A 25,374-nucleotide genomic window follows, 5' to 3' on the forward strand; every position below is an offset into this window, starting at 1 on the left:
GGACCGTCGTTCAGACCGCGGGCACGCAGCGGCCGTCTTCCGTCCGGTACTGCCACCGCGCGCCCTCGCTCACCAGTTCGCGCACCGCGTTCACGAAGCGCTCCACGTGCTCGTCCGGGGTCCCCGCGCCGAAGCTCACCCGGATCGCGTTGAGCGACTTCTCGCCGGGAGCCGCCTCGGGGGCGCCGCACTCGCCCTGGGTCTCGGGGTCGCTGCCCAGCAGGGTGCGCACCAGCGGGTGGGCGCAGAACAGGCCGTCGCGGACCCCGATGCCGTACTCGGCGGAGAGGGCGGCTGCGAAGTGGGAGCTGTTCCAGCCCTCGACGACGAAGGAGATCACGCCGACCCGCGGCGCGTCGTCGCCGAACAGGGACAGCACCTTCACCTGCGGGACCTCGGCCAGACCGGCCCGCACCTTGGCGATCAGGTACTCCTCCCGGGCGACCAGGCTGTCGAAGCCGGCCTCGGTGAGGGCCTTGCACGCGGAGGCGATGGAGTAGGCGCCGATCACGTTCGGGGAGCCGGCCTCGTGGCGGGCGGCGCTCTCGTGCCACTCCACGTCCACTCCCCCGTCCTCGCGCCGCGTGACCTTGCGGCTGGCGCCGCCGCCGGCGAGGTACGGGTCGGCCGCCACCAGCCAGTCGGCGCGGCCGGCCAGCACACCGCAGCCGAAGGGCGCGTACAGCTTGTGACCGGAGAAGGCGATCCAGTCGACGTCGAGCTCCTGCACGGAGACCGGGTGGTGCGGGGCGAGCTGGGCCGCGTCCACGACGATCCGGGCGCCGTGGGCGTGCGCGGCGGCCGCCAGCTCGCGTACCGGCCACAGCTCGCCGGTGACGTTCGAGGCGCCGGTGACACAGACCAGGGCCGGGCCGTGGGGGTCCCGGTCGGCGAGGGCCCGCTCCAGCGTCTCGACGGCCTGGCGCGGGGTGCGCGGGGCGTTGAGGTAGGTGACCCGGGCGTCCTGCCAGGGCAGCAGCGAGGCGTGGTGCTCGGTCTCGAAGACGAAGACCTGGCAGCCCGCCGGGAGGGCCCGCGCCAGCAGGTTGAGGGAGTCCGTCGTCGAGCGGGTGAAGACCAGCTGGTCGTCGGGGCGGCAGTCCAGGAACCCGGCCACCGTCCTGCGGGCGCTCTCGAAGAGGTCCGTGGACAGCTGCGAGAGGTAGCCGGCGCCCCGGTGGACGCTGCCGTAGTACGGGGCGTAGGCCGCGACGTCGTCCCAGACGCGCTGGAGGGCGGGGGCGCTGGCCGCGTAGTCGAGCGCCGCGTAGGTGACCTCGCCGCCCGTCACGAGCGGGACCGTGACATCCCGGCCGAGAACGGGCAGCGGCGCACAAACGGTACGGGCGGCGGCAGCGGTGGAGACAGACATGGCGAACTCCCGTGAGAGGCAAGGGTGAACCGCCGTGCGAGCGGGCATGGCTCGAGCACGGAGGAAGGTGAAAGGGGTGTGCGGAGGCGGGGCTCTACGCCCTATCGCATTCGCTTGCTCACGGAAGACTCCCTCGAACGACCAGGACCCCTGGCGGTGCTCACTCAGAAGAGTGCGAGGGGTCCGCGCTTGCCGTAGACCTCGCTGCCTACGACCTGGTCTTCACCCGGGGCACCCCGCCACGGACGGAGGGTTGCCGGACAGTCGGCCGGGGCCTCATGACTGTCACTCATGACCTGATACGGGAACGTACGTGAAGTGATCGCCGTCCCGCAACCCGTGTCCGGATCGCGGGACGGACCTCAGCGGCGAGGCGTCACGCCCGGGTGGCCGCGACCCAGCGCTCCAGCGCCCGTCCGGCCGCACCCGAGTCGATCGACTCGGCCGCCTTCTCCATGCCGTCGCGCAGTTGCCCGGCAAGGGTCCCGGAGCCCGGCTCCAGGGCCACCAGCGCCGCCGCCGAGTTCAGCAGCACGGCGTCCCGCACCGGGCCCGTCTCGCCGTCCAGGAGGCGGCGGGCGACCTCCGCGTTGTACGACGGGTCCCCGCCCCGCAGAGCCTCGACCGGGACCAGCTCGAGCCCGACGTCACGCGGGTCGAAGGTCTCCTCGGTGACCTTGCCGTCGCGGACGACCCACACATGGGACGTGGCCGTCGTGGTCAGCTCGTCGAGACCGTCGTCGCCCCGGAAGACCAGGGACGAGTTGCCGCGCTCGGCGAAGACGCCCGCGACGACCGGCGCCATCCGCGGGTCCGCGACCCCGACCGCCTGGGCCCGCACCTTGGCGGGGTTGGTCAGCGGGCCGAGCACGTTGAACACCGTGCGGATGCCCAACTGGCCGCGCGCGGCGCCCACATGACGCAGCGCCGGGTGGAACTTGATCGCGAAGCAGAAGGTGATCCCGGCCTCCTGGGCCACCTCGGCCACCCGCCGCGGGGTCAGCTCCAGATTGACGCCGAGCTTCTCCAGGACGTCGGAGGCGCCGGACGCGGAGGACGCCGCCCGGTTGCCGTGCTTGACGACCGTGGCGCCCGAGCCGGCCACCACGATCGCCGACATCGTGGAGATGTTGACCGTCTTCGCGCCGTCACCGCCGGTGCCGACGATGTCGACGGTCCGGCCGGGCACCTCGATCAGGTTGGCGTGCTCGTACATCGCCCGGACGAGCCCGTTGATCTCCGCGACGGTCTCGCCCTTGGCCCGCAGCGCCACCACGAACCCCGCGATCTGCGCGTCGGTCGCCTCGCCGCGCATGATCCGGTCCAGCGCCCAGAACGTGGCGTCGGCGTCCTGGTCGCGCCCGTACAGCAGACCGTTCAGCACCTCGGGCCAGGAACGGCCCGCCGCGGTGTCGCCTCCAGCGGGGGTCACAGCGCTCATAGCCGCTCCTGCGTGTGTCGTCGTGTACGTCGTGCGCCTCGTGACAAGGTGCACCCCACCCTATCCAGCCCGTGGGCACGGCAAAGGGCCCCGTCCGAAGACCGGACGGGGCCCTTTCCTGCGGCGTGGCGACGCCTCAGCGATCAGTGGTGGCCGTGGCCGCTCGTGATCTCCTTGTACTCCTCCACGGTGGCCTTCGGAATCTGCTGGTCCTCACCGAAGTACGCCCCGCTGATCTTGGCGCGGAGCTTCTCCTTGCCCGTCACCTTGCGCTCGACGCCGTTCTCGTCGACGGCGGCGCCGATCGCGGCCGGCTCGTACTGCTCGTGCGCCGTGAGGGTGTGCAGCTGCTCCTGGCTGAGCGGCTCGTGGATCTCGATGAACTCACCGTGCGGCAGGCGCTTGATGGTGCCGGTCTCGCGACCGTGCAGCACCTTCTCCCGGTCCCGGCGCTGGAGGCCGAGGCAGATCCGCTTGGTGAAGACGTACGCGATGACCGGTCCGACGAAGAAGAAGATCCGGACGAACCAGGTGATCGAGTTGATCGACAGGTGGAGGTGCGTGGCCCACAGGTCGTTGCCACCGCCGACCAGCGTGATCATGTACATCGTGACCCAGGCGACGCCCAGGGCCGTACGGGTGGGCGCGTTGCGCGGACGGTCCAGGATGTGGTGCTCGCGCTTGTCGCCGGTGACCCACGACTCGATGAAGGGGTACATCGCCAGCGCCGCGAGGACCACACCGAAGAGCACCAGCGGGATGAACACGCCCAGGACGAGCGTGTGACCCCAGAGGTTGATCTCCCAGCCCGGCATGAAGCGGATCAGGCCCTCGGCGAAGCCCATGTACCAGTCGGGCTGGGCGCCGGTCGACACCTGGTCCGGACGGTAGGGGCCGATGGCCCAGATCGGGTTGATCTGCGCGATGCCAGCGACAGCCGCGATCACACCGAAGACCAGGAAGAAGAAGCCTCCGGCCTTGGCCATGTAGACCGGCAGCAGCGGCATGCCGACGACGTTCTTGTTGCTCTTTCCGGGGCCCGCGAACTGCGTGTGCTTGTGGTAGAAGACCAGGATCAGGTGGCCGACCACGAGCCCGAGCATGATGCCCGGCAGCAGCAGGATGTGGATCGAGTAGAACCGCGCCACGAAGTCGTGGCCCGGGAACTCCCCGCCGAACAGGAACATCGAGATGTACGTGCCGACGATCGGCATCGACAGGATCGCGCCCTGGGTGAAGCGGACACCGGTGCCGGAGAGCAGGTCGTCCGGGAGCGAGTAACCGGTGAAACCGGTGAACATGCCGAGGACGAACAGCAGGAAGCCGAACAGCCAGTTGACCTCACGCGGCTTGCGGAACGCGCCCGTGAAGAACACGCGCATCATGTGCACGAACATGCCGGCGAGGAAGATCAGCGCCGCCCAGTGGTGGATCTGCCGGATGAGCAGACCGCCGCGCACCTCGAAGGAGATGTGCAGGGTGGAGCTGAACGCCTCGGACATCAGCTGTCCCTGGAGCGGGACGTAGCTGCCGTGGTACTCCACCTCGTTCATCGACGGGTGGAAGAACAGCGTCAGGTACACACCCGTGAGGATGATGATGATGAAGCTGTAGAGGCAGATCTCACCCAGCATGAACGACCAGTGGTCGGGGAAGATCTTGCGCATGTTGGCCTTGGCCAGGGTGTAGATCCCCAGCCGGCCGTCGGCCCAGTCGGCGATCCGCTCGCCCGCCGGAGCCTTCCCGCGGTCACGGGACTCGTTGCTCTCGGTGTTCTCGTTCGTACTCATCCGCGCTCCCAGAAAGCAGGACCGACGGGCTCTTCGAAGTCGCCGAGCGCCTCGAGATAGCCCTCGTCGTTCACACCGATGCGCAGCTGCGGCAGGGCGTGGCCGGCGGGGCCGAAGATCACTCGGGCACCGTCGGAGAGGTCGAAGGTGGACTGGTGGCAGGGGCACAGCACATGGTGCGTCTGCTGCTCGTACAGCGAGATCGGGCAACCGACGTGGGTGCAGATCTTCGAGTACGCCACGATGCCCTGGTAGGACCAGTCGAGTTCCTGCTTGTCCTTGATGTTGTCCGGCTGGAGCCGGACGATCATCAGGGCCGCCTTGGCGATCTCGTTCTGGAACTCCTCGTCGTGCTCCTCCAGGCCCTCGGGCTTGGCGAAGGTGAGCGAACCGACGGCGACGTCCGAGGGACGCAGCGGCTCGTTCGTGTTCATGTTGACGAGCAGCTTGCCCTTGGACCACAGCGTGTGACGCAGCTTGTCCTCGGGCAGCGGGCCGAGGTCGCGCAGCAGCACGACACCGGACAGCGGCACGAGGGTGAGCGCGCCGAGCATCGTGTTGCGGATCAGCTTGCGACGGCCGAGCGCGGACTCCTTGGCGCCCTGCTTGAAGTCCGAGTGGACCTTCGCGCGGAGCTCGGGGGAGGCGGCGATGGCGTGCCGCTCGTCGGCGACCTCGACGTCCGACATCAGGGTGCGGGCCCAGTGGACCGCGCCGGCGCCGATGGTGAACAGCGCCGTGCCCAGCGTCAGACCCAGCGCGAAGTTCAGCGCGCTGAGGTGGCCGATCGGGAACACGAAGATCGACTTGTCGGCGGGGATCGCCACGTACGAGGCGATGAAGCCGACCGTGGCGAGCATCGACAGCGTGAACAGGAAGGCGACCGCACGCTCGGACCGCTTGGCGGCCCGCTCGTCGATGTCCTGCACGCGATGCTCGTGAGGCGGCAGCCCCGGGTCCGCGAACGGGTTCTGCTCGTCCGCGACGCCTACGGCGCTGCCGTGTGCGTGGCCCTGCTCAGCGGGCAGGTTCTCTTCTGGAATGTCTTGGCTACTCATGACTTCTTGGCCTTTGCGGTCCGAGCGGCGACCCAGACGGCTACCGCGATCAGGGCACCGAGACCGAAGATCCACGCGAACAGGCCCTCACTGACCGGCCCGAGGCCGCCCAGCTCCAGACCACCGGGGTTGTTCGTCTCGTCGCTGTTGACCGCGTGCAGGTACGCGATGATGTCCTTCTTGTTCTGCTCCGACAGGGTGGTGTCGGGGAAGGAAGGCATGTTCTGCGGGCCGGTCTGCATGGCCTCGTAGATGTGCTTCGGGTCCACGCCCTCGAGGGTCGGGGCGTACTTGCCCTTGGTGAGGGCACCGCCCTTGCCGGTGAAGTTGTGGCACTGCGCGCAGTTGGTGCGGAACAGCTCGCCACCCTTGGCGATGTCCGCACCCTCCGGGCCGTACTCGGCGTCGGTCGGGACGGACGGGCCGGCGCCCAGGGAGGAGATGAACGCGGCGAGCTGGTCGATCTCGGCCTGCGTGTAGATGACCTTCTTCGCGGGCACCTGGGCGCCCTGGGAGGTGGCCGCGGGCATGCGCCCGGTGCCGACCTGGAAGTCGACGGCCGCGGCGCCCACGCCGACCAGGCTCGGGCCGTCGGAGGTCCCCTGACCGCCGGTGCCGTGGCAGCTTGCGCAGCCAACGGCGTAGAGCTTCTTGCCCTCGTCGATGGCGAGGGACTGGGCGGTGTCGTCTGCCTGCGCCTTGCTCGCGGGCGCAAACGCGGCGTACAGCCCCCCGGTAGCCGCCAGCGCGAGGAGTAGGACGACGAGCGCCGCCAGCGGATGGCGTCGTCGTGCGGAGAGCTTTTTCACGGATTACCCCGGTGTCAGGATCTTCTGCGTCGATGCTTGGGATGTGCGGGAGCGAGCGTGCCCGGCTACTTGATCATGTAGATCGTGGCGAAGAGGCCGATCCAGACGACGTCGACGAAGTGCCAGTAGTAGGACACGACGATGGCCGCGGTCGCCTGCTCGTGGGTGAACCTCTTGGCCGCGTAGGTGCGCCCGAGGACGAACAGGAAGGCGATGAGGCCGCCCGTCACGTGCATGCCGTGGAAGCCGGTGGTCAGGTAGAACACCGAGCCGTACGGGTCGGAGGAGAGCGAGAGCCCGTCCTTCTTCACCAGCTCCGTGTACTCGAAGATCTGACCGCCGATGAAGATCGCACCCATGATGAAGGTGACGATGAACCACATCCTGAGCTTCTTCACGTCCCCGCGCTCGGCGGCGAAGACGCCGAGCTGGCAGGTGAGCGAGGAGAGCACCAGGATCGTGGTGTTGGTGGCCGAGAACGGGAAGTTCAGGGCCTCGGCCATTTCCTTCCAGTGATCAGGACCCGTCACCGATCGCAGGGTGAAGTACATCGCGAAGAGGGCCGCGAAGAACATCAGCTCGGAACTCAGCCAGATGATGGTTCCGACACTGGTGAGGTTCGGCCGATTGACCGACGGGTGCGCGTGCCCGGTTTCTACTGTCGTTGCTGTCGCCACGACCGACATTATGTCGGTCCCTTATCCCGCCCTCACTCCGGGGGGTGCCGTTCGGAGTGTTCGCACCGTGTGTACTGCCCGTATGGCCCATCGAAGTGGTGTTCCAAGCGGTGTTGACGACGTGGTCGAGGGAGTAGCATCCGCGGCATCGGTTCTGTCCGTACGACGCTGATGTCACGGAGGAAGCATGCAGGCGACCGCCACGGTGCTGGTCTACAGCGATGACGCCAACACCCGCGAGCAGGTCCGGCTCTCGACCGGGCGCAGGCCGGCGCCGGACGTCCCCGTGGTGGAGTTCCTGGAGTGCGCGACGCCCGCGGCGGTGCTGCGGGAGCTGGACAGGGGCGGCGTCGACGTCGTCGTCCTGGACGGCGAGGCCGCGCCCATGGGCGGCATGGGGCTGTGCCGGCAGATCAAGGACGAGGTCTTCCGGTGCCCGCCGGTGCTGCTGCTCATCGGGCGCCCCCAGGACGCCTGGCTCGCCACCTGGAGCCGCGCTGACGCGGCTGTGACGCTGCCTGTGGAGCCCGTGGAGTTCGCTTCGGCCCTGGCGTCCCTGATGCGGCGCAAGAGCCTTACACAGAGCGTCTAGCGGGGACACAGGGGCGTGGGGTTCCCCGCGCCCCCGGCAGCCGCGCCCCCGCCAGGGCCTACACCGCCGCAGGCCGCAGTCTCGACGTGTCCTGCTCCGCCTTCTGCCTGCCGCCCGTCAGCGCGCTGCCCTTGGTCCACTTCTTCCAGTCCAGGTTCCAGTCGCCGAAGCCGTTGCCGAAGGCCTCCATCGTGTCGCCGTAGCTGTTGACGACCTGGACGACGTCGCCCTGGCGGATGTTGTCGAAGAACCACTCGGCGTTGGACGTGCTCATGCCGGTGCAGCCATGGCTGACGTTCGCGTACCCCTGGGAGCCCACGGACCAGGGGGCGGCGTGGACGTACTCGCCGCTCCAGGTGACGCGGGTGGCGTAGTACACCGGCAGGTCGTAGGACTCCGAGGAGCCCTCCGCGATGCCGACGCTGGTGCCGCGCATCCGTACGAAGTACTCCTTGCCCAGGACGACCTTGACGCCGTTGCGGGTCTCGAAGCCGGGCTTGCCGGTGGTGACGGGGATCTGGTTGATCTCCTCGTTGTTCTTGAAGACCGTCATGGAGTGCGACGACGCGTCCGTGACGGCGATGACCCGGTCACCGATCGTGAGCTTGAGGTCCTTCGTGGGACCGCCCCACAGCCGGTCGCTGATCTTGATGCCGTCCAGGTTGCTGTGCACCCGGAGGCTGGCGTGGGCGGGCCAGTACTCCTGCGGCCGGTAGTGGAGCTCCTTGTCGTCCACCCAGTGCCAGCCGCCCTGCACGGCCGGCGTCGAGTCGACCTTGAGGGCGCGTTCGACGACGGCCCGCTGGGCGGGGTCCTTGACGGGCTGGTCCAGCTTGGCCGTGACGGGCTGGCCGACGCCGTACTCGCCCGCGTCGGGGCCGAAAGCCACCCCCAGGCGCTTCTTGGAGGTGGGCTTGCCGGTGTCGAAGGTGAGCACCCGGCGGCCGGGGGCGCCGTCGTCGTCCTCGGTGCTCACGCGGACCGTGTAGTGGGCGTTCGCGGCCAGCGGCTCGGTGCTGTGCCAGCGGCTGCCGTCGGCGGCGAGTTCGCCCGCCACATAGCGGCCTGCGCCGTCCACGGCGGTGACGTCCGTGATGCGGTCGTCGTCCTCCGCGGTGACCTCGAGGGGCTTGTCCGGGTCGGACTTCTTCCCGTCGCCACCGAGGTTGCTGAAGGAGATCTGGTCCGTCGCGTCGTAGGGGCGCGCGGAGAGCGGGTTGCCGTCCGAGCCGCAGGCGCTTGCAACCGCGCCCAGGGCGATCACCAGCAGGGTGCAGCCCACGACGGTGCGAGGGCGGGGTTCGTGGCTCATGGCTTCACGCTAGGGAGCCGGGTCGGCAGCGGCGCGCTGAGTGACACGGACGGAGGAGCACCGTTGCGGCAAAAGCGTGAGCCCGGACCCTCCTGACGGAGTGTCCGGGCTCAGCCCGTGTTCGGTGCGTGCTACTGGGTGCGGCTCTCACCGCGGTAGTACTCGAAGACCCAGCCCCACAGACCGATGAGGATCATCGGCAGCGAGAAGTACAGCAGCCACCAGCCGACGGCCACCCCCAGGAAGGCCAGGGCGCCGCCGATGCCCAGCGACAGCGGCTGCCAGCTGTGCGGGCTGAAGAAGCCCAGCTCGCCGGCGTCGTCCGCGACGTCCGCCTCCTTGTTGTCCTGCGCGCCCGCGTCGACCCGCCGGGCGGTGAAGCCCAGGTAGAAGCCGATCATGAGGCTCAGCCCGAAGGCCAGGAAGAGGGCCGTGGTACCGGCCGGCTCCTTCGACCACACGCCATAGACAGTCGCCATGACGAGGAGGAAGACGCTCAGCCAGATGAACATCTTGCCCTGGATCTTCACTTGCCGGCCTCCTTGCTGCCCGAGATGGCACTGGCGCCGTGGCCGGCGTGCTCCAGCTGCTCGAGCGCGGCGATCTCCGGGTGGTGCAGGTCGAACGCCGGGGATTCACTGCGGATCCGTGGCAGGGTGAGGAAGTTGTGGCGCGGCGGCGGGCAGGAGGTGGCCCACTCCAGGGAGCGGCCGTAGCCCCACGGGTCGTCGACGCCGACCGGCTTGCCGTACTTGGCGGTCTTCCACACGTTGTAGAAGAACGGCAGGACGGACAGGCCGAGGACGAAGGAGCTGATCGTCGAGATCGTGTTCAGGGCGGTGAAGCCGTCGGCCGCCAGGTAGTCGGCGTACCGGCGCGGCATGCCCTCGGCGCCCAGCCAGTGCTGGACCAGGAAGGTGCCGTGGAAGCCGATGAACAGCGTCCAGAAGGTGATCTTGCCGAGGCGCTCGTCGAGCATCTTGCCGGTGAACTTCGGCCACCAGAAGTGGAAGCCGGAGAACATCGCGAAGACGACGGTGCCGAAGACGACGTAGTGGAAGTGCGCCACCACGAAGTACGAGTCGGACACATGGAAGTCCATCGGCGGCGAGGCCAGGATGACGCCGGTCAGACCACCGAAGGTGAAGGTGATGAGGAAGCCCGTCGCCCACAGCATCGGTGTCTCGAAGGACAGCGAGCCCTTCCACATCGTTCCGATCCAGTTGAAGAACTTCACGCCCGTCGGCACGGCGATGAGGAACGTCATGAAGGAGAAGAACGGCAGCAGCACGCCACCCGTGACGTACATGTGGTGTGCCCACACCGTCACGGACAGACCGGCGATCGAGATGGTGGCCGCGATCAGGCCCATGTAGCCGAACATCGGCTTGCGGGAGAACACCGGGATCACTTCGGAGATGATCCCGAAGAACGGCAAGGCGATGATGTACACCTCTGGATGGCCGAAGAACCAGAAGAGGTGCTGCCACAGCAACGCGCCGCCGTTGGCCGCGTCGAAGACGTGGGCGCCGAACTTGCGGTCCGCCTCCAGGGCGAACAGCGCGGCCGCCAGGACCGGGAAGGCCAGCAGGACCAGGACACCGGTCAGCAGGACGTTCCAGGTGAAGATCGGCATCCGGAACATCGTCATGCCGGGCGCGCGCATGCAGATGATCGTGGTGATGAAGTTGACCGAGCCGAGGATGGTGCCGAAGCCGGAGAAGGCCAGACCCATGATCCACATGTCGGCGCCGATGCCCGGGCTGCGGACCGCGTCCGACAGCGGGGCGTAGGCGAACCAGCCGAAGTCGGCCGCGCCCTGCGGGGTGAGGAAGCCGGCCACCGCGATCAGCGAGCCGAACAGGTAGAGCCAGTAGGCGAACATGTTCAGCCGCGGGAAGGCGACGTCCGGCGCGCCGATCTGGAGCGGCATGATCCAGTTCGTGAAGCCGGCGAACAGCGGCGTCGCGAACATCAGCAGCATGATCGTGCCGTGCATCGTGAACGCCTGGTTGAACTGCTCGTTCGACATGATCTGCAAGCCCGGTCGGGCGAGCTCGGCGCGCATGAGGAGCGCCATGACGCCACCGATGCAGAAGAACGCGAACGACGTGACCAGGTACAACGTACCGATGGTCTTGTGGTCGGTGGTCGTCAGCCACTTCACCACGACGTTGCCGGGCTGCTTGCGCCTGACCGGCAGCTCGTTCTCGTACGAGTCCTCAGCTGCGGAGGCACCCTGGGGTTCGTTGAGGATGCTCACAGGTTGTTCGTCTCCCGGTTCTTCTCGTGGCTCGTCTGCTCGATGCCCGCGGGAACGTAACCGGTCTGCCCCTTCTTCACGAGGTCCTTGAGGTGCTGCTCGTAGCGCTCCTGGGAGACGACCTTCACGTTGAAGAGCATCCGGGAGTGGTCGACGCCGCAGAGCTCGGCGCACTTGCCCAGGTAGGTGCCCTCCTTGTTGGGGGTCACCTGGAAGGAGTTGGTGTGGCCCGGGATGACGTCCTGCTTCATCAGGAACGGCACCACCCAGAAGGAGTGGATGACGTCACGCGAGGTGAGGACGAAGCGGACCGTCTTGCCCTCAGGGAGCCAGAGGGTCGGGCCGGGGTTGTTGGTCTGCGGGTTCCGCTCACCGGGAGTACCGCAGGTGTAGACGCCGCCGGCGTTGTCGGGGAAGTCCGCCTTGAACCGGTCCGGGATCGCGGCCAGGTTCTTGTCGGTCTTCGCGTTCCCGTCGGAACCGTCGACGTTCTCGATGTAGTTGAAGCACCAGCTCCACTGGAAGCCGACCACGTTCACCGTGACATCGGGCTTCTTGTCGAGGCTCAGCAGCTTCGACTCGTCACGGGCCGTGAAATAGAACAGCACCGAGACGATGATGATCGGAACCACCGTGTACAGCGCCTCGATGGGCATGTTGTACCGGGTCTGCGGAGGAACTTCGACCTTGGTGCGACTGCGCCGGTGGAAGAAAGCACTCCACAGGATCAGGCCCCACACCAGCACGCCGGTGGCCAGCGCGGCTGCCCATGAGCCCTGCCACAGGGAGAGGATCCGCGGAGCCTCTTCTGTGACCGGGGTGGGCATACCAAGGCGGGGGAAGTCCTTGTATGTGCAACCGGTGGCGGTCGCCAGGACCAGGCCCGCGGTCATTGCCTGGAGCAGCTTCCGCCGCATCGGGCGCCGCGGCGAGCGGTCGGAGCCGTTGGGACTCACGTAGCGCCTTCCCGAGAGTCTCGCCCGCGCGGTTGGCTGCGGCCTGCCTTCTCGCGGGTCGGTCGCCGCCCTGCGTCGGGCAGGGGTTTGGATGTTTATGCGGACCAAACCCTAGCCGACGCCTTCCGGGGGTTCGCGGGGAGGGTGGCATACGCGCCGCGGGTCACCCCGAAGGGGTGGGATGAGCGCCTGATAGCGCCTAATACCTCGTCAATGCGGCATGTATGGCGGCTGCGGGCCGCTGTGGCCTGTCGCGCGGTTCCCCGCGCCCCGGGGCGCCGGCCTCACCGGCGCTCTACCGTTGCCGTGTGTCCTACTTCGACGCCGCTTCCGCCGCTCCCCTGCATCCCGTGGCCCGCCAGGCCCTGTTGGCCTCGCTCGACGAGGGGTGGGCCGATCCTGCCCGGCTGTACCGCGAGGGGCGGCGGGCACGGATGCTGCTCGACGCCGCCCGGGAGGCGGCCGCCGAGGCGGTGGGCTGCCGGCCGGACGAACTGGTCTTCACCGCTTCCGGAACGCGGGCCGTGCACACCGGGATCGCGGGCGCGCTGGCCGGGCGACGGCGGCTCGGACGTCACCTGATCGTGTCAGCCGTCGAACACTCCTCGGTACTCCATTCGGCAGAGACGTTCGAGGCGGAGGGCGGGGCGGTGACCCGGGTCCCGGTGGCCAGGACCGGTGTGGTCGCCGTCGAGTCGTACGGCGACGCCCTGCGGTCCGACACCGCGCTGGCCTGTCTCCAGTCGGCCAACCACGAGGTGGGGACCGAGCAGCCGGTGGCGGCCGTGGCCGAGCTGTGCCGGGAGGCGGGGGTGCCGCTGCTGGTGGACGCGGCGCAGTCGCTCGGCTGGGGGCCGGTGGAGGGGCCCTGGTCGCTGCTGGCGGCGAGCGCGCACAAGTGGGGCGGGCCGTCCGGGGTGGGGCTTCTCGCGGTGCGCAAGGGGGTGCGGTTCGCCGTCCAGGGGCCGGTGGACGAGCGGGAGTCGGGGCGAGCGGCCGGGTTCGAGAACATTCCGGCGATCGTGGCCGCGGCGGCCTCGCTGCGGGCGGCGCGGGCGGAGGCGGCGGCCGAGGCCGTACGGCTGCGGGAGCTGACGGCGCGGATCCGGGCGCGGGTGGCCGCCGTCGTACCGGATGTGGAGGTCGTCGGGGACCCGCTGCGGCGGCTGCCGGGGATCGTCACCTTCTCCTGTCTGTACGTCGACGGGGAGGCGCTGCTGCACGAGTTGGACCGGGAGGGGTTCTCCGTCTCCTCCGGGTCGTCCTGCACCAGCAGCACGCTGACGCCCAGCCACGTGCTGAAGGCGATGGGGGTGCTGAGTGAGGGGAACGTGCGGGTCTCGCTGCCGCCGGGGACCGCCGGGGAGGACGTCGAGCGGTTCCTCGCCGTGCTGCCGGGGGCGGTGGCGGGGGTGCGGGAGAAGCTCGGGGCGCCCGTTGCGGTAACCGGTGCCGCCGTACGCGGCGACGAGCTCGTCGTGGACGCGCTGGGCAAGCGGTGTCCGATTCCCGTCATCGAGCTGGCGAAGGTCATCGGGGAGGTGCCGGTCGGAGGCACGGTGCGGGTGCTGTCCGACGACGAGGCGGCCCGTCTGGACATCCCCGCCTGGTGCGAGATGCGGGAGCAGGAGTACGTCGGTGAGGAGCCGGCGGACCGAGGCTCGGCCTATGTGGTCCGCCGGCTGTCCTGAGTCAGGCCAGGTGCCCCCGGACCTCGGTGGCGGCGTCGTCGCCGTAGGCCTTGGTGAAGCGTTCCATGAAGTGGGCGCGGCTCAGCTGGTACTCCTGGGTGCCGACCGTCTCGATCACGAGGGTGGCGAGCATGCAGCCGATCTGCGCGGCGCGCTCGTGGGAGACGCCCCAGGCCAGGCCGGAGAGGAAGCCGGCGCGGAAGGCGTCACCGACGCCCGTGGGCTCGACCTTGGCCTCCTCCTCCGGGCAGGCGACCTCGATCGGGTCCTCGCCGGCCCGCTCGATACGGACGCCGCGCGAGCCGAGGGTGGTGACGCGGTGGCCGACCTTGGAGAGGATCTCGGCGTCCGTCCAGCCCGTCTTGGACTCGATGAGGCCCTTCTCGTACTCGTTGGAGAACAGGTACGTCGCGCCCTCCAGCAGTATCCGGATCTCGTCGCCGTTCATACGGGCGATCTGCTGGGAGAAGTCGGCCGCGAAGGGGATCGAGCGGGTACGGCACTCCTCGGTGTGCCGGAGCATCGCCTCCGGGTCGTCGGCGCCGATCAGGACCAGGTCCAGGCCGCCCACCCGGTCGGCGACGGTCTTCAGCTCGATGAGGCGGGCCTCGCTCATCGCACCGGTGTAGAAGGAGCCGATCTGGTTGTGGTCGGCGTCGGTGGTGCACACGAAGCGGGCGGTGTGCAGGGTCTCGGAGATACGGACCGACCCGGTGTCGACGCCGTGCCGGTCGAGCCAGGCCCGGTACTCGTCGAAGTCCGCGCCCGCGGCGCCGACCAGGATCGGGTCGGTCCCCAGCTGGCCCATGCCGAAGGCGATGTTCGCGCCCACGCCGCCCCGGCGCACGTCCAGGTTGTCGACCAGGAAGGAGAGCGAGACCGTGTGCAGCTGGTCCGCGACGAGCTGGTCGGCGAAGCGGCCGGGGAACGTCATGAGGTGGTCGGTGGCGATGGAGCCGGTGACTGCGATGCGCACGGCGTGGACTCTCCTGAGGGGAGGGGGATTGACAGTTCACGCTACCCGGTCGACCCGCGCCACTGAAGCAGCCGAAACTACCCGATAGTAGATCTTTCTTCGCGGGCTCCGGCGTGCATACGGTTCGGCTATGACGAACCTCAAGGTCCACGCCCCCGCTCCGGCCGACCTCGACGGCGACCTGGCGTCGCTGCGCGGTGACGGCGCCCGGATGGCTCGGCACTGGGCCGCCCCGGAGAAGATCACTTCCCGTCCGGTCTCCCCGTCACTCATCCTCGGCGTGATCGTTCCGGCGGCGTCGGCGCGGCTCCTGGAGGCGATGCCGGACTACGGCAACTAGGGGTAATCCCTCGATTTCCTTCGGTACGGCGCTCGGGAGGGAACCGTGCGCTCCCCCGTCGCGTCCCATCGCCGTCCCCCGTAAAGGGGATGTGGGGTACGACAGCAGGGCAGCCGAAGGAGCGATGCGGTGAACACCGAGCGACCCGAGAACGACGACGCCGCGCGTGAGCCGGAGGAGACGGGTTCGGAGACGGCCGAGGCCGAGGTCCCGGAGACCGAGGTCCAGGAGGCGCGGGCCGAGGACGCGCCGGCCACAGCGGCCGGGGTCGCCGACGAGGAGGCCGAGCCGACCGGCACTCCCGTCGGCTCCGATGCCGGGGCCTCCGCCCTATCCGAGGCCGACACCACCGCGGACACCGGCACCGCGGACGCGGACCCTGCGGACGCGGACACCGACGCCGGTGTGCGGGCCGCCGCGTCCGAGGCGGGCGTCGGCGCCGATGTCGGCGAGGTGCCGGCCGATTCCGGTTCCGGCGCGGACGAGGGCGCGGACGAGCACGTCGTCGGGCCGGTGGCCGACGACGCGCCCCCGGCCGGCCCGCGCCGCCGCTCCCCCGTCCTCATCGCCTCCGTCGCGGCCGCCGTGCTGCTGGTGGGCGGGGGCGGGGCCTATCTGACCTCCAGTGCGGTCGGCGGCTCAGGTGGGGGCGCCGGCGCCGGTTCACCGTCCGGGGACGGCACGCCCGCGGCACTCGTCCTGGACGGCTACTCCACGGGTACGGGTACCCCCGAGGGCGGCACGAGCGGCATCGCACCCGGCGAGCCGAACCCCTACGGGGTGACCTACAAGGCCGCCGGCGCCCTTCCCGACGGTCCCGGCTCCGCGCCCGTGTACTGGGCGAAGGGCGAGGTCACGAAGGACGAGGTGGCCCGGCTGGCGAAGGCACTGGGGGCCGAGGGGACGCCGGTCGTCGACGGCGAGGCGTGGAAGGTCGGCGCCGGGAACGACGGCTCCGGCCCGGTACTCCGGGTGAACCGGCAGGCGCCGGGGATGTGGACGTTCACCCGGTACACGCCCGGCACCGACAACTGCACGGCCGGCACCGACAAGTGCACGGCGACTCCCCCGGCCGGATCCGCCGCCCCGGTGAGCGAGGCTGCCGCGAAGAAGGCGGCGGCGCCGGTTCTCGAGGCGGTCGGGCAGGACGGCGCCCAGATCGACGCGAGCCAGGTCATGGGAAGCCAGCGGGTGGTGAACGCCGACCCCGTGTTCGGCGAGCTGCCCACCTACGGCTGGACGACCGGGATCAGCGTCGACGCCCAGGGCGCGGTGGTCGGCGGGAACGGGCAGCTGGAGCCGCCCGTGAAGGGCGACACGTACCCGCTGCTGAGCGCGCGGGAGGCCCTCGACGCGTTGAACGCGGCGCCGGGGACGGACCACCGGATGGGCATCGGCGGCTGCGCCGGTCCGGTGCCGCTGAAGGACCGGCTGGAGAGTCCGTGCGGTTCGTCCACGGCGGCCCCCCAGGCGCAGACGGCGACGGTCGAGGACGCGGTGCTCGGACTGGCCCCGCACACCTCGGGCGGACGGCAGGTGCTCGTACCGTCCTGGCTGTTCGACGTGAAGGCCGCAGGGGTCGCGGGCGGCTACACGGTGACGCAGCCGGCCGTCGAGCCGGCGTATCTGAAGTCCGCCACGACGCCGACGCCGTCGCCGACCGCCTCCTCGGGGACGCGGGACGTGAAGGTGGACGGCTACACCGCCGAGGGCGACGATCTGGTCGTGAGCTTCACCGGTGGGGTGTGCGGCGACTACAAGGCCACGGCGACCGAGAGCGGTGACGAGGTGAAGGTCACCGTGACCGAGACTCCGTGGAAGGACAAGGTCTGCATCCTGATCGCCAAGGAGTACCACCAGACCGTGCACCTGGACGCGTCGCTGGGCAGCCGCAAGGTCGTCGGGTCGGACGGTGCGGCGATCCCGCTGGAGAAGGCGGGCGCGCGGCTGCCGCAGGTCCGGTAACGCCCGGCGAGCGGTTCGCGCGGCGCGAACGAGAAGGCGGCGGCCCCGTCGAAGGGGCCGCCGCCAACGTGTCGTCCAGCGGTGCGAACGGGCGACCTAGCTGAAGGAGTCGCCGCAGGCGCAGGAGCCCGTCGCGTTCGGGTTGTCGATCGTGAAGCCCTGCTTCTCGATGGTGTCGACGAAGTCGATGGAGGCGCCGCCCAGGTACGGGGCGCTCATCCGGTCGGTGACGACCTTGACGCCGTCGAAGTCCTTCACCACGTCACCGTCGAGCGAACGCTCGTCGAAGAAGAGCTGGTAGCGCAGGCCGGAGCAGCCACCGGGCTGAACGGCGACGCGCAGTGCCAGGTCCTCGCGGCCTTCCTGGTCGAGCAGGGCCTTGACCTTCGCCGCGGCGGCGTCGGACAGGAGGATGCCGTCGCTGACAGTGGTCTTCTCGTCCGATACGGACATCTACATCTCTCCCGGGTTGTACGGAGACTGCTTGCCGACGTTTCCAACCGTCGGGGCCGCGGATTCATTCCGCGCCGAGGAGTCGTGTTTCCACTTCTTTCCTCTTCTTGCCCTTCATGCTCGCACACGCGCGATGCGGCGGACAGCGGCCTTCGGAGCGGCGCCGGCCGGGGCGCGGGATTCACGTCACATCGACGCGATGACCATCGTCAAAGTGACGTGAAGCGGGTTATGATAGATAACGTCAGATCGACGAAAAGTAGAAAGGGTGCGTGCCGTGACCACCGCCCAGACCACGGAGCTCGACGTACAGCCGACTCCGCTCGCCCTGTTGCTGCTCGGCCGTGAGGCGGACCCGAAGAGCGAGCGGGGCGTCGAGTGCCCCGGCGACCTGCCCTCGCCCTCGGACCCGGACCTGGTCGAGCGGGCCCGCGCCGCCAAGGAGAAGCTCGGTGACAAGGTCTTCGTGCTCGGCCACCACTACCAGCGCGACGAGGTAATCCAGTTCGCCGACGTCACGGGCGACTCCTTCAAGCTGGCCAAGGACGCGGCCGCCCGCCCGGAGGCCGAGTACATCGTGTTCTGCGGTGTGCACTTCATGGCCGAATCCGCGGACATCCTGACGTCCGACGACCAGAAGGTGGTCCTCCCCGACCTCGCCGCCGGGTGCTCGATGGCCGACATGGCCACCGCCGAGCAGGTCGCCGAGTGCTGGGACGTGCTGACCGAGGCCGGCATAGCCGATCAGGTCGTGCCCGTCTCGTACATGAACTCGTCCGCGGACATCAAGGCGTTCACGGGCAAGCACGGCGGCACGATCTGCACCTCCTCCAACGCCCAGCGGGCCCTGGAGTGGGCCTTCGAACAGGGCGAGAAGATCCTCTTCCTGCCGGACCAGCACCTCGGCCGCAACACCGCCGTACGGGACCTGGGCCTGTCCCTCGAGGACTGCGTCCTGTACAACCCGCACAAGCCCAACGGCGGGCTGACCGCCGAGCAGCTGCGCGACGCGAAGATGATCCTGTGGCGGGGCCACTGCTCGGTGCACGGCCGCTTCAGCCTGGAGTCGGTCGAGGACGTCCGCGCCCGGATCCCCGGCGTGAACGTGCTCGTGCACCCCGAGTGCCGGCACGAGGTCGTGGCCGCGGCGGACTACGTCGGCTCGACCGAGTACATCATCAAGGCGCTGGAGGCGGCCCCGGCCGGCTCGAAGTGGGCCATCGGCACGGAGCTGAACCTGGTGCGCCGGCTGGCGAACCGCTTCGCACCCGAGGGCAAGGAGATCGTCTTCCTCGACAAGACGGTCTGCTTCTGCTCGACGATGAACCGGATCGACCTCCCCCACCTGGTCTGGACCCTGGAGTCCCTCGCCGACGGCAAGCTGGTCAACCGGATCCAGGTCGACCGGGAGACCGAGGCGTTCGCGAAGCTGGCGCTGGAGCGGATGCTGGCGCTGCCGTAGCCGTGCTTCCCCGGCCCCCTGCCGTAGCCGGACGCCGTGCGCCCGGGTCACCCCGACAGCGGCTCCCGGTCGGGGTGGGCCGGGTCCAGCGTGAAGACCGTCCCGTCGGGGCTGAGCACCACCAGGGCGCCCTCGTCGCGGAACACCCGCGCCGCGGCATAGCCGGCCCCGACAACCTGCTCGGCCCGTGCGGGGGACTCCCACAACAGGCTGCCGGTCTCGATGTCGAGGGCGGCGACCCGTCCGGAGGCGCTGGCCGCGAACACGGCACGCCCCTGCCCGTCGGCGACGGGAGTGCCGGGCTGCTGAAGGGTCGTCGAGGTCTGCCACAGCTGCTCGCCCGTCTCGGGCGAGTGGGCGACCAGCTGCCCCGCGGAGGAGGCGAAACAGAGCACTCCGCCCACCAGCGCCGCCTCGCCGCGCGGGTCGCCCGCCAGCTTCCTCCTGCGTACGGCGCCGGTGTCCGGGTCGATCAGCAGGACCTCGGCGTACGCCGACTCCGCGGAACTCCGTTCGTCCCGCGGGACGAACATCACGAAGGCCAGATCGCCGCCGACAGCGCCGACGTGGACGGCGTCGCCGTCCGGCACGCTCACCTTCCGGGTCGAGCCGTCGGCCGGGTCGACGGCGTAGAACACGGTGCGTGACGGTGTACCCGCGTCGGTGCAGCCGGCGTACGGGACGCCGTCGACGTCGTAAAACTCGCAGCCGTAGGTGGGCCCGGCGGGCAGGGTGGCCGTCCAGCGCTCGGAGCCGTCGCGCAGTTCGCGGGCGGTCACGCGGTAGCCGTCCGCGGTCATCAGCAGATCACCCACGACCGCGGGGTCGACAGGGGTCGTCTGGTGCAGCGTGCGCGACCAGAGCCGCTTGCCGGTGGCGGCGTCGAGGGCCACGGCGGTGCTGGTCTGGTCGGTGCCCGCGCCGTTCTGGACCAACTGGGAGACCAGCAGCACGCCGTCGTGCACCCCGAGGACCACGCTGCCGTATGCCTTCTGCGCCACGCCCGGGGGCACGGATTCGGCCCGCCAGACGAGCCGGCCCGTCGCCCCGTCGACACGGACCGGGAGGGTGCCGTTGCCGCCGCAGTACAGAGCACCCTCGCCCATGGCACAGGACAGGGAGGTGCCGGTGCCGGAGTCCCCGCCGCCCAGCGGCTTCCTCACCCCGCTCGCGGCGGTGCCGAACACCGAGGTCCGCCAGGGCTTCCAGCCGTCGGGCAGCGGATCCCAGCTGGGCGCCCCGGAGCCGGCGACGTCCGAGTCCGCCGCCTTGTCGTTCCCCTTGAAGGGGTCGAACAGGAGGTAGCCGGTGAGCGAAACGGCCAGCAGGCCCGCCATCCCGGCGAGGACCGGCCACCGGCGCAGCCGGGAGCGGCGGCCCGTGCGGGGCGCGGCCGCGGCCGGTCCCGGCTCCTCGCCCGCCGCGGGCGCGGACGGCAGACGCAGGGTCACCGTCTCCATGTCGCCCGCCGCGGGTTCGGGCAGCGCCCGCGCGAACTCCCCGGCCAGCTCGTCGAGTCCGGGCCGGTCGTCGGCGTCCTTGGCCAGGCAGCGGATCATGATCGCGCGCAGCGGCTCGGCTACCGCGTCCACCTTCGGTTCCTCGTGCATCACCCGCCACGCCGTCAGATAGGGGCTGTCGGCGTCGAAGGGACCGCGGCCGGTCGCGGCGAACACCAGCAGCGCGCCGAGGGAGAAGACGTCCGAGGCGGGGCCGACCGACCGGGCGTCCTTGAACTGCTCCGGGGACATGAACGGCGGGGTGCCGATGGCGTGGCCGGTCTCGGTGAGGGTCTGGTTCTCGGCGGCCCGGGAGATGCCGAAGTCGATGACGCGGGGGCCGTCCTGCGCCATCAGGACGTTGGAGGGCTTGAGGTCGCGGTGGACGACCCCGGCCCGGTGGATGTCCCGCAGCGCCTCCACCAGGCCCAGGGCCAGCCGGCGCAGCTCGCCGCCCTTCAGCGGGCCGGCGCTCCGGATCCGGGCGGAGAGGGCCGGTCCGGGCACGTACTGGGTGGCCATCCAGGGCCGTTCGGCCTCCGGGTCGGCGTCCACGACCGGGGCGGTGAAGGCACCGCTCACCTTGCGGACGGCGTCGATCTCCTGCCGGAAGCGGGCCCGGAAGACCTTGTCCTGCGCGTACTGGGCGTGCACCACCTTGACGGCGACCTCACGCCCCGAACGGGACCGGCCCAGGTAGACGACGCCCATGCCTCCGGATCCGATCCGGTCCACGATCCGGTATCCGCCGAGCGCCTTCGGGTCGTCCTTGTGCAGCGCCAACGCCCCGGTCCCCTTCCCCCGCCGAGCAGTTCGAGTTCACAGGATAGGGAACCCGTACGGGGGAAGGGGCATCGGCGCCGCGGCGTCAGACCCCGGCAGGTTCCGGGGTCTTCTCGGGCCGCGCGGGCTGTCGCTTCGCGGCACGCTTCCTCGCCCGGCGCTCCTTGCGGAGTTCGAGCATCGCGTACAGCGTCGGGACGAGCAGCAGGGTGAGCAGGGTCGAGGTGATCAGACCGCCGATCACGACCACCGCCAGCGGCTGGGCGATGAAGCCGGCCGCGGCGGCCTTGGCGTTCGCCTCGACCGAGATGCGCGGCACGCTCTGCGAGAGGTCGCTGGTCACGTCCGTGACGTCGTCGAGGCCGGCCACGGCCTCCGGGACCTGCTCGGCGGCCGTGCGCAGCACACCCGCGTCGGCCGCCTTCACGACGACGCTCAGGTCCTGGCTGCCGAAGCCGTCACCGGCGGCGACGGTGGTCGTGCCGATGCCGTCGAGCTTCTTCAGCCCGGCCTCGACCCGCTTCTGGACGTCCTTGTACGACGCGGAGTCCTCGATCATCACCTGGTAGGAGGCCTGGTTGGTGTCGGTGCCGCCGCCGAAGGCCGCCATGAAGCCGGAGGAGCCGATGGTGCCCTGGTGGTCCTTCACGCCCTCGGTACCGGCTAGGAGTTGCTCGACCTTCTTCGCCTGGGCGTCGGTCGCGGCCAGGCTGGTGCCCGGCTTCAGCTCCTGCTTGACCGTCAGGACCTGCTGCTCGCCCTGGTCGAAGAAGTCCGGGCGCAGTACGCAGGAGCCGGGCTCACTCCACCCTCGGACGTACCAGCCCCGACTCGTACGCGATCACCACGAGCTGGGCCCGGTCGCGCGCGCCCAGTTTGGCCATGGCCCGGTTGACGTGCGTCTTCACGGTGAGCGGGCTGACCTCGAGGCGCTCGGCGATCTCGTCGTTGGAGTGGCCGCCGGCGACCTGCACGAGGACCTCGCGCTCGCGCACGGTGAGTGCGTCCAGCCGGGCCGAGCGGGCCGGGTCGTGTGCGTCGTCCATCGCGCCGCCCTGGGCAAGGAAGCGGGCGATCAGGCCCTTGGTGGCGGTCGGCGAGAGCAGGGCCTCCCCGCCGGCGGCGACCCGTATCGCGCTCAGCAGCTCCTCCGGCTCGCTGCCCTTGCCGAGGAAGCCGGAGGCGCCGGCCCGCAGCGACTGCACCACGTAGTCGTCGACCTCGAACGTCGTCAGGATGACCACCCTGACCTGCGCGAGGGAGGGATCGGCGCTGATCAGCCGGGTCGCGGCGAGACCGTCCGTACCGGGCATGCGGATGTCCATCAGGACGACGTCGGCGCGCTGCTCCCTGGCCAGCCGGACCGCCTCGGCGCCGTCGGACGCCTCGCCGACCACCTCCATGTCGGACTCCGAGTCGACGAGCACGCGGAACGCGCTGCGCAGCAGCGCCTGGTCGTCGGCGAGCAGGACACGGATGGTCATGCGTTCTCCCCCGTGGTGGCCGTGCGGGTCTTGACGGGCAGGATCGCATGGACGCGGAAGCCGCCTCCGTAGCGGGGACCGGTGGTGAGGGTGCCGCGCAGGGCGGTGACGCGCTCGCGCATGCCGAGCAGGCCGTGGCCGCCGCCGGCCGCCGGGGGCCCGTCGTCCGCGGGGCGCCCGTCGTCGAGGACCGTGACCTCGATGTGCGGTCCCACGCGTACGACGCTGACCTCGGCCTTCGCCTCGGATCCCGCGTGTTTTTGGACGTTGGTGAGGGCTTCCTGGATGACCCGGTAGGCGGCCAGGCCGACGGCGGCCGGGAGCTTGGTCCCGTGGTCGGTACGGGCCACCTCGACCTGGAGGCCGGCGCTGCGGAAGGTGCCGGCCAGTTCGTCGAGCCGGTCCAGGCCGGGTGCGGGCTCGGTGGGGGCCTCGGGGTCGCCGGACTGGCGCAGCAGCCCGACGGTGGCCCGCAGTTCGTTGAGCGCGGAGCGGCTGGCCTCGCGCACGTGGGCGAGGGCCTCCTTGGCCTGGTCGGGCCGCTTGTCCATGACGTGCGCGGCGACCCCGGCCTGGACGTTGACCAGGGCGATGTGGTGGGCGACGACGTCGTGCAGGTCGCGGGCGATGCGCAGGCGCTCCTCGGCGACCCGGCGGCGGGCCTCCTCCTCCCGGGTGCGCTCCGCGCGCTCGGCGCGGTCCCGGATGGCCTGGACGACGGCCCGGCGGCTGCGGACCGCGTCGCCGGCGGTGGCGCCGATGCCGGTCCAGGCGAGGATCCCCAGGTTCTCCTGGGCGTACCAGGGCAGCGGTCCGGCGAGCATGGCCGCGCCGGTGAGGATCGTCATGGTGAGCAGACCGGCGCGCACCGTGGTGGCGCGGTCGGTGGTGGCGGCGACGGTGAAGAGGGCGATCACGGCGGACATGGCGACGGGGGCCCGCGGGTCGCCGGTGACTGACTCGGCCACGGAGGCGGCGCCGGTGAGGGCGAGGACCGTCATGGGGGCGCTGCGGCGGAAGACGAGGGCGACGGCGGAGAGCGTCATCAGCAGCAGGCTGAGCGGGTCCGGGCTGCGGATGCGCCAGCTGACGCCGTGCCCTCCGTGCGGGTCGACGAAGGAACCGGCCAGCATGCAGAGCAGCACGCCCGCGGCCAGGCCCGCGTCCAGGGCGAGGGGGTGCGCCTTGAGCCGGCACTCGGCCCGGGAAAGGAGGGTCACTTTCTGGTTGCCGTCGCTTTCCTCGCCGTAGCTGGGGCTGCCGTCCCCAGACCCCGTTGTCGGCCCCGAACGGGCCTCGTCCTCGATCGCCGGACGGGCTGGAAGCCGTGACCGGCGCCGAGAGGTCGCCGCCCTCAGCCCGGGATCAGGCCGTCGTCGCTGAGCATCTCCCGGACCTCCTCCAGGCTCGCGTCCGGGGCCGGGAGGATCAGTTCCGAGGGTTCCAGGGCGTCGTCCGGCAGCGGGTCGCCGAGGCGGCGGACGGCGTCCAGCAGGCCGCCGAGGGTGCGGTGGAAGCCGTCCTCGTCGCCGCTCTCCATCTCCGCGAGCAGCTCGTCGTCCAGCGTGTTCAGTTCGACGAGATGGGAGTCGGCCAGTTTCCACTGGCCCTCCCCCATGATCCGTACGATCATGTCGCCCTCCTCGGCTCCGGTCCCCGGCGCCGGGCTACTGCTTGTCGAAGCGCGGGGTGTCCTGCGGCTGCTGCTGGGACTGCGGCTGGCTCGTGCCACCTTCGATGGCCTGCTGGCCGGCCGAGCCGCCCCCGGCGAGCTCGGCCTTCATGCGCTGCAGTTCCAGCTCTACATCCGTACCACCGGAGAGCCGGTCCAGCTCGGCCTGGAGGTCGTCCTTCGCGATGCCCGTCGGGTCGTCCAGGGCGCCGGACGCCATGAGCTCGTCGAGGGCGCCCGCGCGGGCCTGGAGCTGGGCGGTCTTGTCCTCGGCACGCTGGATGGCCAGGCCGACGTCGCCCATCTCCTCGGAGATGCCGGAGAAGGCCTCGCCGATCCGGGTCTGGGCCTGGGCGGCTGTGTAGGTGGCCTTGATGGTCTCCTTCTTCGTACGGAAGGCGTCCACCTTGGCCTGCAGGCGCTGGGCCGCGAGGGTGAGCTTCTCCTCCTCGCCCTGGAGCGTGGAGTGCTGCGTCTCGAGGTCGGTGACCTGCTGCTGGAGCGCCGCACGGCGGGAGAGCGCCTCGCGGGCGAGGTCCTCACGGCCGAGCGCGAGCGCCTTGCGGCCCTGGTCCTCCAGCTTGGAGGACTGGGACTGCAACTGGTTCAGCTGGAGTTCCAGGCGCTTGCGCGAGGTCGCGACGTCGGCGACACCGCGGCGGACCTTCTGGAGAAGCTCCAGCTGCTTCTGATACGAGTAGTCGAGGGTTTCGCGCGGGTCCTCGGCCCGGTCAAGGGCCTTGTTCGCCTTCGCGCGGAAGATCATCCCCATACGCTTC

Annotated in this window: 22 protein-coding genes, 1 pseudogene and 1 riboswitch; of the genes and pseudogenes, 5 read left to right on the plus strand and 18 right to left on the minus strand. The window is 70.2% G+C overall.

The window, feature by feature from the left end; all coding sequences use genetic code 11:
* Window positions 1-10 precede the first annotated feature (10 nt).
* From QQM72_RS22610 to ctaE, 6 genes are all read right to left on the minus strand, one after another.
* Complete coding sequence (locus tag QQM72_RS22610) at window positions 11-1,372, minus strand: aminotransferase class V-fold PLP-dependent enzyme (RefSeq protein ID WP_314222678.1); 1,362 nt, start codon at window positions 1,370-1,372, stop codon at window positions 11-13.
* A gap of 180 nt (window positions 1,373-1,552) precedes the next feature.
* A riboswitch (SAM riboswitch) is annotated at window positions 1,553-1,669 on the minus strand.
* Between the two features lie 79 nt (window positions 1,670-1,748).
* A complete protein-coding gene (gene trpD / locus QQM72_RS22615; protein ID WP_314222679.1) occupies window positions 1,749-2,813 on the minus strand; it encodes an anthranilate phosphoribosyltransferase in 1,065 nt (354 codons plus the stop codon).
* A gap of 143 nt (window positions 2,814-2,956) precedes the next feature.
* Window positions 2,957-4,603 (minus strand): cytochrome bc1 complex cytochrome b subunit, encoded by a 1,647-nt coding sequence (qcrB, locus tag QQM72_RS22620; protein WP_314222680.1) that lies wholly within the window; start codon window positions 4,601-4,603, stop codon window positions 2,957-2,959.
* Window positions 4,600-5,661, minus strand: coding sequence for a cytochrome bc1 complex Rieske iron-sulfur subunit (qcrA, locus tag QQM72_RS22625; protein ID WP_314222681.1), 1,062 nt, complete (start codon window positions 5,659-5,661; stop codon window positions 4,600-4,602). The genes qcrB and qcrA overlap by 4 nt, the downstream gene beginning before the upstream one ends.
* Window positions 5,658-6,470, minus strand: a complete 813-nt coding sequence (gene qcrC, locus QQM72_RS22630) for a cytochrome bc1 complex diheme cytochrome c subunit (protein WP_057599605.1) — start codon at window positions 6,468-6,470, stop codon at window positions 5,658-5,660. The genes qcrA and qcrC overlap by 4 nt, the downstream gene beginning before the upstream one ends.
* A 65-nt stretch (window positions 6,471-6,535) precedes the next feature.
* Window positions 6,536-7,156 carry an aa3-type cytochrome oxidase subunit III gene (gene ctaE / locus QQM72_RS22635; RefSeq protein ID WP_020129998.1) on the minus strand — a complete coding sequence of 207 codons (621 nt, stop codon included), beginning with the start codon at window positions 7,154-7,156 and terminating at the stop codon, window positions 6,536-6,538.
* A gap of 178 nt (window positions 7,157-7,334) precedes the next feature.
* Between ctaE and QQM72_RS22640 the strand changes: the two genes are divergently transcribed.
* Entirely contained in the window at window positions 7,335-7,739 is a 405-nt protein-coding gene (locus QQM72_RS22640; protein WP_314222682.1) for a response regulator, read from the plus strand.
* Window positions 7,740-7,797: 58 nt separating this feature from the next.
* On the opposite strand, the gene QQM72_RS22645 is transcribed toward QQM72_RS22640, so the two are convergent.
* From QQM72_RS22645 to ctaC, 4 genes are all read right to left on the minus strand, one after another.
* Window positions 7,798-9,051: a L,D-transpeptidase gene (locus QQM72_RS22645; RefSeq protein ID WP_314222683.1), complete on the minus strand. Its 1,254-nt coding sequence runs from the start codon at window positions 9,049-9,051 to the stop codon at window positions 7,798-7,800.
* A gap of 131 nt (window positions 9,052-9,182) precedes the next feature.
* Window positions 9,183-9,581, minus strand: coding sequence for a cytochrome c oxidase subunit 4 (locus QQM72_RS22650; protein ID WP_314222684.1), 399 nt, complete (start codon window positions 9,579-9,581; stop codon window positions 9,183-9,185).
* Window positions 9,578-11,314, minus strand: a complete 1,737-nt coding sequence (gene ctaD, locus QQM72_RS22655; RefSeq protein WP_314222685.1) for an aa3-type cytochrome oxidase subunit I — start codon at window positions 11,312-11,314, stop codon at window positions 9,578-9,580. The genes QQM72_RS22650 and ctaD overlap by 4 nt, the downstream gene beginning before the upstream one ends.
* The gene (ctaC, locus tag QQM72_RS22660) at window positions 11,311-12,270 is read right to left on the minus strand and encodes an aa3-type cytochrome oxidase subunit II (protein ID WP_020130003.1); all 960 of its coding nucleotides are present in this window, start codon (window positions 12,268-12,270) and stop codon (window positions 11,311-11,313) included. Before ctaC ends, ctaD begins: the two co-directional genes overlap by 4 nt.
* A 308-nt stretch (window positions 12,271-12,578) precedes the next feature.
* On the opposite strand from ctaC, the gene QQM72_RS22665 reads away from it, so the two are divergent.
* The gene (locus QQM72_RS22665; protein ID WP_314222686.1) at window positions 12,579-13,961 is read left to right on the plus strand and encodes a cysteine desulfurase/sulfurtransferase TusA family protein; all 1,383 of its coding nucleotides are present in this window, start codon (window positions 12,579-12,581) and stop codon (window positions 13,959-13,961) included.
* Between the two features lies 1 nt (window position 13,962).
* Here QQM72_RS22665 and QQM72_RS22670 read toward each other — a convergent pair whose 3' ends face one another.
* Entirely contained in the window at window positions 13,963-14,937 is a 975-nt protein-coding gene (locus QQM72_RS22670) for a carbohydrate kinase family protein (protein WP_314222687.1), read from the minus strand.
* A 130-nt stretch (window positions 14,938-15,067) separates the two neighbouring features.
* Here QQM72_RS22670 and QQM72_RS22675 point away from each other — a divergent pair, with 130 nt between their 5' ends.
* Both QQM72_RS22675 and QQM72_RS22680 read left to right on the plus strand, forming a co-directional pair.
* Window positions 15,068-15,277, plus strand: a complete 210-nt coding sequence (locus tag QQM72_RS22675; protein WP_267020338.1) for a hypothetical protein — start codon at window positions 15,068-15,070, stop codon at window positions 15,275-15,277.
* Between the two features lie 129 nt (window positions 15,278-15,406).
* Window positions 15,407-17,242: a hypothetical protein gene (locus QQM72_RS22680; RefSeq protein WP_314222688.1), complete on the plus strand. Its 1,836-nt coding sequence runs from the start codon at window positions 15,407-15,409 to the stop codon at window positions 17,240-17,242.
* A gap of 96 nt (window positions 17,243-17,338) precedes the next feature.
* On the opposite strand, the gene QQM72_RS22685 is transcribed toward QQM72_RS22680, so the two are convergent.
* Window positions 17,339-17,695 carry a HesB/IscA family protein gene (locus QQM72_RS22685; RefSeq protein WP_015033024.1) on the minus strand — a complete coding sequence of 119 codons (357 nt, stop codon included), beginning with the start codon at window positions 17,693-17,695 and terminating at the stop codon, window positions 17,339-17,341.
* 277 nt (window positions 17,696-17,972) lie between these two features.
* Here QQM72_RS22685 and nadA point away from each other — a divergent pair, with 277 nt between their 5' ends.
* Window positions 17,973-19,157 carry a quinolinate synthase NadA gene (nadA, locus tag QQM72_RS22690; RefSeq protein ID WP_314222689.1) on the plus strand — a complete coding sequence of 395 codons (1,185 nt, stop codon included), beginning with the start codon at window positions 17,973-17,975 and terminating at the stop codon, window positions 19,155-19,157.
* A gap of 47 nt (window positions 19,158-19,204) precedes the next feature.
* Here the strand turns inward: nadA and QQM72_RS22695 are convergent, their stop codons facing one another.
* The 6 genes and pseudogenes from QQM72_RS22695 to QQM72_RS22720 all read right to left on the minus strand — a co-directional run bounded on the left by QQM72_RS22695 (window position 19,205) and on the right by QQM72_RS22720 (window position 25,367).
* Window positions 19,205-21,439 (minus strand): protein kinase domain-containing protein, encoded by a 2,235-nt coding sequence (locus QQM72_RS22695; protein ID WP_314222690.1) that lies wholly within the window; start codon window positions 21,437-21,439, stop codon window positions 19,205-19,207.
* A 241-nt stretch (window positions 21,440-21,680) separates the two neighbouring features.
* Window positions 21,681-22,226 (minus strand): annotated as a pseudogene (locus tag QQM72_RS22700) (efflux RND transporter permease subunit); the annotation flags it as partial.
* A 13-nt stretch (window positions 22,227-22,239) separates the two neighbouring features.
* The gene (locus QQM72_RS22705; protein WP_314222691.1) at window positions 22,240-22,923 is read right to left on the minus strand and encodes a response regulator transcription factor; all 684 of its coding nucleotides are present in this window, start codon (window positions 22,921-22,923) and stop codon (window positions 22,240-22,242) included.
* On the minus strand, window positions 22,920-24,143 hold the full coding sequence (locus QQM72_RS22710; protein WP_314222692.1) for a sensor histidine kinase: 1,224 nt from the start codon (window positions 24,141-24,143) through the stop codon (window positions 22,920-22,922). The genes QQM72_RS22705 and QQM72_RS22710 overlap by 4 nt, the downstream gene beginning before the upstream one ends.
* 134 nt (window positions 24,144-24,277) lie before the next feature.
* A complete protein-coding gene (gene pspAA, locus QQM72_RS22715) occupies window positions 24,278-24,556 on the minus strand; it encodes a PspA-associated protein PspAA (protein ID WP_314222693.1) in 279 nt (92 codons plus the stop codon).
* 34 nt (window positions 24,557-24,590) lie between these two features.
* Window positions 24,591-25,367 carry a PspA/IM30 family protein gene (locus QQM72_RS22720; RefSeq protein ID WP_314222717.1) on the minus strand — a complete coding sequence of 259 codons (777 nt, stop codon included), beginning with the start codon at window positions 25,365-25,367 and terminating at the stop codon, window positions 24,591-24,593.
* Window positions 25,368-25,374 lie beyond the last annotated feature (7 nt).

This window comes from Streptomyces zaehneri, assembly GCF_032248645.1.
Lineage (GTDB): Bacteria > Actinomycetota > Actinomycetes > Streptomycetales > Streptomycetaceae > Streptomyces > Streptomyces coriariae.